The 6302-nt window shown below is 48.7% G+C and carries 5 protein-coding genes; all 5 read left to right on the top strand.

Annotated features, from left to right (window positions below; genetic code table 11):
* Positions 1-197: 197 nt before the first annotated feature.
* Entirely contained in the window at positions 198-764 is a 567-nt protein-coding gene (locus QZF50_RS22035) for a fimbrial protein (RefSeq protein ID WP_000472422.1), read from the top strand.
* Between the two features lie 50 nt (positions 765-814).
* Positions 815-3274, top strand: coding sequence for a fimbria/pilus outer membrane usher protein (locus QZF50_RS22030; protein WP_001316936.1), 2460 nt, complete (start codon positions 815-817; stop codon positions 3272-3274).
* Between the two features lie 14 nt (positions 3275-3288).
* Positions 3289-4020, top strand: coding sequence for a molecular chaperone (locus QZF50_RS22025; RefSeq protein ID WP_000143529.1), 732 nt, complete (start codon positions 3289-3291; stop codon positions 4018-4020).
* Positions 4017-5078: a fimbrial protein gene (locus QZF50_RS22020; protein ID WP_001272420.1), complete on the top strand. Its 1062-nt coding sequence runs from the start codon at positions 4017-4019 to the stop codon at positions 5076-5078. Before QZF50_RS22025 ends, QZF50_RS22020 begins: the two co-directional genes overlap by 4 nt.
* 151 nt (positions 5079-5229) lie before the next feature.
* The gene (locus QZF50_RS22015; protein WP_001297246.1) at positions 5230-6276 is read left to right on the top strand and encodes an AbrB family transcriptional regulator; all 1047 of its coding nucleotides are present in this window, start codon (positions 5230-5232) and stop codon (positions 6274-6276) included.
* Positions 6277-6302 lie beyond the last annotated feature (26 nt).

The following is a 6302-nucleotide window of genomic DNA, read 5'->3' as shown; positions in this document are numbered from 1 at the left end:
AATAAACCACCAAATATAGCGCACCCCTATAATTTCCAATACGTTATTCATCAAACATTTAATTCATACCATCAATTAATTACTTTTACATTTAATAAAATTAATAATATTTTTAAGAAAAACTAAAAACATTCGACAATCAAATAAGATATTCTTGCACCGATATACTTTTTTCTTTTCTGTTAAAGGACTCCGTTATGTTTAAAGGACAAAAAACATTGGCCGCACTGGCCGTATCTCTGCTGTTCACAGCACCTGTTTATGCGGCTGATGAAGGATCCGGTGAAATTCACTTTAAAGGTGAAGTTATTGAAGCACCGTGTGAAATACATCAGGATGATATTGATAAAGAGGTTGAACTCGGTCAGGTGACCACCAGCCACATTAATCAGTCACATCACAGCGATGCCGTTGCTGTCGACCTGCGCTTAGTCAACTGTGATCTGGAAAACTCCAGCAACGGTTCCGGTGGCAAGATTTCTAAAGTTGCAGTCACCTTTGATAGCTCAGCGAAAACCACCGGCGCAGATCCGATTCTCAACAACACCAGCACGGGTGAAGCCACCGGCGTCGGCGTACGTTTAATGAATAAAGATCAAAGCAATATCGTTTTAGGCACCGCTACTCCAGATATCGACCTGGCTCCGACCTCCAGCGAACAAACGCTGAATTTCTTTGCCTGGATGGAACAAATTGATCAGGCTACACCTGTAACGCCAGGCGCAGTTACGGCGAATGCAACCTACGTGCTGGATTATAAATAAGTATTACTTTGGCGGCGCTATCGCCGCCTTTCATAAAATATTTATCAGGTATGGACACCGTGAATATTTATCGACTCTCTTTTGTATCCTGCCTGGTCGTGGCGATGCCTTGCGCATTGGCGGTCGAATTCAACCTTAATGTTCTCGATAAATCAATGCGCGACCGCATTGATATTTCATTATTAAAGGAAAAAGGAGTCATTGCTCCCGGTGAGTATTTTGTTAGCGTTGCGGTAAATAATAACCAAATCAGTAACGGGCAAAAGATTAACTGGCACAAAAATGACGATAAAACCATTCCGTGCATCAATGATTTACTGGTCGATAAATTTGGCTTAAAACCTGAAGTCCGTCAGTCGTTACCATTGATAAATCAGTGCGTCGATTTTAGCTCCCGACCTGAAATGCTCTTCAATTTCGATCAAGCCAATCAGCAACTAAATATCACCATTCCGCAAGCCTGGCTGGCGTGGCACTCAGAAAACTGGACCCCACCCTCCACATGGAAAGAAGGTGTCGCCGGTGTCCTGATGGATTACAACTTGTTTGCCAGCAGCTACCGCCCACAGGATGGCAGCAGCAGCACTAATCTTAACGCCTATGGAACAGCCGGAATCAACACGGGGGCATGGCGCTTACGCAGTGATTATCAGTTGAATCAGACTGATAGCGATGATAACCATGAACAGTCAGGCGAAATATCACGTACCTATCTTTTTCGCCCGTTACCGCAATTAGGTTCAAAATTAACCCTCGGCGAAACGGATTTTAGTTCCAATATTTTCGACGGTTTTTCTTATACCGGCGCGGCACTGGCAAGTGACGATCGAATGTTGCCATGGGAACTACGCGGCTACGCCCCACAAATTAGCGGTATTGCACAGACCAATGCCACGGTGACGATCAGTCAATCAGGCCGCGTCATTTACCAGAAAAAAGTCCCACCAGGCCCATTTATCATTGACGACCTTAATCAGTCTGTTCAGGGCACACTGGATGTCAAAGTGACGGAAGAAGATGGTCGGGTGAACAATTTCCAGGTTTCGGCAGCATCGACGCCCTTCCTGACTCGTCAGGGACAGGTTCGCTATAAACTGGCCGCGGGTCAGCCACGGCCCTCCATGTCACATCAAACTGAAAATGAAACCTTTTTTAGCAATGAAGTTTCCTGGGGGATGCTGTCAAACACCTCGCTGTACGGCGGCCTGCTGCTTTCTGGTGATGACTACCATTCTGCCGCAATAGGTATCGGGCAAAATATGCTGTGGCTTGGCGCGCTGTCGTTTGATGTCACGTGGGCCAGTAGTCACTTTGATACTCAGCAGGACGAGCGGGGCTTAAGCTACCGTTTTAATTACAGCAAACAAGTGGATGCCACCAACAGCACGATTTCCCTCGCCGCTTATCGTTTCTCCGATCGTCATTTTCACAGCTACGCCAACTATCTGGATCACAAATACAACGACAGCGATGCGCAGGACGAAAAACAGACGATCAGCTTATCTGTGGGCCAACCGATTACCCCACTAAACCTCAATCTTTACGCCAACCTGCTACATCAAACCTGGTGGAATGCAGACGCCTCCACGACCGCCAACATCACGGCAGGTTTTAATGTTGATATTGGTGACTGGAGAGATATCTCTATTTCGACGTCATTCAATACAACCCATTACGAAGATAAAGATCGCGACAACCAGATTTACCTGTCGATTTCGCTCCCCTTCGGTAACGGTGGTCGGGTTGGCTATGACATGCAAAACAGTAGCCACAGCACCACACACCGCATGTCGTGGAACGATACGCTGGATGAACGTAATAGCTGGGGCATGTCTGCCGGACTGCAATCCGACCGTCCGGACAATGGAGCCCAGGTGAGCGGTAACTATCAGCACCTGAGTTCAGCGGGTGAGTGGGATATTTCTGGTACCTATGCCGCCAATGATTACAGTTCCGTCAGCAGCAGCTGGAGCGGTTCTTTCACCGCAACCCAATATGGTGCAGCGTTTCATCGCCGCAGCTCCACCAATGAACCACGCCTGATGGTCAGCACCGATGGCGTGGCAGATATTCCGGTTCAGGGCAATCTCGACTACACCAACCATTTTGGCATTGCGGTGGTGCCGTTGATTTCCAGTTACCAGCCTTCCACCGTGGCGGTGAACATGAATGACTTACCCGACGGCGTAACAGTTGCAGAAAACGTTATCAAAGAAACGTGGATTGAAGGCGCGATAGGTTACAAATCACTGGCTTCCCGTTCCGGTAAAGACGTTAACGTCATCATTCGCAACGCCAGCGGTCAGTTTCCTCCCCTCGGAGCGGATATCCGCCAGGATGACAGCGGCATTAGCGTGGGGATGGTTGGCGAGGAAGGACATGCCTGGTTAAGCGGAGTCGCTGAAAATCAAAAGTTTACCGTGGTCTGGGGTGATAGCCAGCATTGCTCGCTCCATCTTCCTGAACATATGGAAGACACCGCAAATCGCCTGATTTTACCTTGTCATTAATTAAGGAAATGAAAATGACATTTATGAAAGGACTACCCCTTTTGTTGTTGGTTGCCAGTCTGTGCAGCCACGCTGCACTACAACCCGATCGCACTCGTATTGTGTTTAACGCTAATGATAAAGCTACCAGTCTGCGGGTGGATAATCGTAGCGATAAACTCCCCTACCTCGCTTATTCCTGGCTCGAAAATGAAAAAGGGGAGAAAAGCGATGATCTTCTGGTCGCCCTGCCGCCGATACAACGTCTGGAACCGAAAGCAACAACGCAGGTACGGATAGTAAAGCAAGCCTCGACCACAAAATTACCGGGCGATCGCGAAACGCTATTTTTCTACAATATGCGTGAAATTCCTCCCGCCCCGGAAAAAAACAGCGACCATGCCGTTCTGCAAGTCGCCATTCAGAGTCGTATCAAGGTGTTCTGGCGACCGGCTGCATTACGCAAGAAAGCAGGAGAAAAGGTCGAACTGCAGTTACAGGTCAGCCAGCAGGGCAACCAACTGACACTGAAAAATCCTACCGCGTATTATCTGACCATTGCCTACCTGGGACGAAATGAAAAAGGCGTTCTCCCCGGCTTCAAAACCGTGATGGTTGCGCCTTTTAGTACGGTCAACACAAACACCGGAAATTATAGCGGCAGCCAGTTTTATCTCGGTTATATGGATGATTACGGCGCGTTACGCATGACGACGCTCAACTGCAGCGGACAATGCCATTTACAAGCCGTGGAGGCGAAGAAATGAGTGCTGGCAAGGGAGTGTTGCTCGTCATCTGTCTGTTATTTCTGCCGTTGAAGTCTGCGCTTGCCCTGAACTGCTACTTTGGTTCATCCGGTGGCTCGGTAGAAAAATCAGAAGCGATTCAACCTTTTGCTGTACCAGGCAATGCCAAACTCGGCGATAAGATTTGGGAATCTGACGATATTAAAATTCCCGTCTATTGTGACAACAATACCAACGGCAATTTTGAAAGTGAGCATGTTTATGCCTGGGTAAACCCCTACCCGGGGGTGCAGGATCGCTATTATCAACTCGGCGTAACTTACAATGGCGTTGATTATGACGCCAACCAGGGAAAAAGCCGCATCGACACTAACCAGTGTATTGACAGTAAGAACATTGACATTTATACCCCTGAGCAGATTATCGCGATGGGATGGCAGAACAAAATTTGCTCGGGTGATCCCGCTAATATTCACATGTCGCGTACCTTTCTCGCTCGCATGCGGTTATACGTCAAAATACGAGAAATGCCGCCGCATGATTATCAAAGTACGCTTAGCGACTATATCGTCGTGCAATTTGACGGTGCCGGTAGCGTTAACGAAGACCCTACTGCCCAAAACCTGAAATATCATATTACTGGTCTGGAAAACATTCGCGTGCTGGATTGCAGCGTCAATTTTTCCATTTCACCGGAAACACAGGTGATTGATTTTGGTAAATTTAATTTGCTGGATATTCGTCGCCACACAATGTCGAAAACATTCAGTATTAAGACGACAAAATCACAAAATGACCAATGCACCGACGGATTTAAAGTCAGTTCCTCCTTTTATACCGAAGAAACGTTGGTTGAAGAAGATAAAGCATTGTTGATTGGTAATGGTCTGAAGCTACGTTTGCTGGATGAAAACGCCTCGCCTTATACCTTCAATAAATATGCTGAATACGCCGATTTCACCAGCGATATGCTGATCTACGAAAAAACCTATACGGCTGAACTTTCGTCCATTGCAGGCACCCCCATCGAGGCTGGCCCCTTCGATACAGTGGTGCTTTTTAAGATTAACTATAACTGATTTGCCATGATGCCCTTTGCAGCCGGAAAGGGCATCTCTTTCAGAAAATTGCTGATTTTCCCCTTTTCCTTGATTGCTGTTATTTTTTCCTGGCCCGGCTTTCTTTATGCTGTATCGATACACCAAAGAGAAAATAATGAGGGAGCGAAGGATGCCAGTTTTGCAGTGGGGAATGTTATGTGTGCTATCACTTCTCCTTTCTATTGGTTTCCTCGCGGTACATCTCCCGGCGGCGCTATTACTTGGGCCGATGATCGCCGGGATCATCTTCAGTATGCGCGGAATTACTCTGCAACTTCCCCGCTCCGCTTTTCTCGCCGCGCAGGCCATTCTTGGCTGCATGATTGCGCAAAACCTCACTGGTTCGATTCTCACCACGCTGGCCGCCAACTGGCCGATCGTGCTTGCTATTTTACTGGTGACGCTGCTTTCCAGCGCCATCGTGGGTTGGTTATTGGTGCGCTATAGCTCACTGCCTGGAAATACCGGTGCCTGGGGTTCTTCTCCAGGCGGCGCAGCGGCAATGGTCGCTATGGCGCAAGATTACGGCGCAGATATTCGCCTGGTGGCGTTTATGCAATATCTGCGAGTGCTGTTCGTCGCGGGGGCCGCTGTTCTGGTCACCCGCATGATGCTGGGTGATAACGCTGAAGCGGTTAATCAGCAAATCGTCTGGTTCCCGCCAGTGAGCATTAATCTCCTGCTTACGATTTTGCTCGCAGTCGTTGCCGGTACGGCGGGATGCATGCTGCGTCTTCCTTCCGGCACGATGCTCATCCCGATGCTGGCGGGCGCAGTGCTCCAGTCTGGTCAGCTCATCACCATCGAACTACCGGAATGGCTGCTGGCGATGGCGTATATGGCAATTGGCTGGCGGATTGGTCTTGGTTTCGATAAACAAATCTTACTGCGGGCACTACGCCCGCTACCGCAAATCCTGCTGTCGATTTTTGCTCTGCTGGCTATTTGTGCGGGTATGGCGTGGGGGCTGACCCGGTTTATGCACATTGATTTTATGACTGCCTACCTCGCCACCAGTCCCGGCGGGCTTGATACCGTGGCGGTCATCGCCGCAGGGAGCAATGCCGATATGGCGCTTATTATGGCGATGCAAACCCTGCGCCTGTTCAGTATTTTGCTGACGGGGCCAGCCATTGCGCGGTTTATTTCAACCTATGCGCCGAAGCGGTCGGCCTAGTGCTGGCAGCCTGGACACCAGTAAAA

It is taken from the genome of uncultured Escherichia sp. (genome assembly GCF_948475835.1).
Taxonomy (GTDB): Bacteria; Pseudomonadota; Gammaproteobacteria; order Enterobacterales; family Enterobacteriaceae; genus ECMA0423.
The sequence above is the reverse complement of the archived record's forward strand: the minus strand, read 5'-3'. Positions and strand labels throughout refer to the sequence as shown.

What these genes read in the sequence shown, in the direction of transcription:
- QZF50_RS22035 (WP_000472422.1), top strand. Translation starts at nt 198, where the DNA reads ATGTTTAAAGGACAAAAAACATTGGCCGCACTGGCCGTATCTCTGCTG.
- QZF50_RS22030 (WP_001316936.1), top strand. Translation starts at nt 815, where the DNA reads ATGGACACCGTGAATATTTATCGACTCTCTTTTGTATCCTGCCTGGTC.
- QZF50_RS22025 (WP_000143529.1), top strand. Translation starts at nt 3,289, where the DNA reads ATGACATTTATGAAAGGACTACCCCTTTTGTTGTTGGTTGCCAGTCTG.
- QZF50_RS22020 (WP_001272420.1), top strand. Translation starts at nt 4,017, where the DNA reads ATGAGTGCTGGCAAGGGAGTGTTGCTCGTCATCTGTCTGTTATTTCTG.
- QZF50_RS22015 (WP_001297246.1), top strand. Translation starts at nt 5,230, where the DNA reads ATGCCAGTTTTGCAGTGGGGAATGTTATGTGTGCTATCACTTCTCCTT.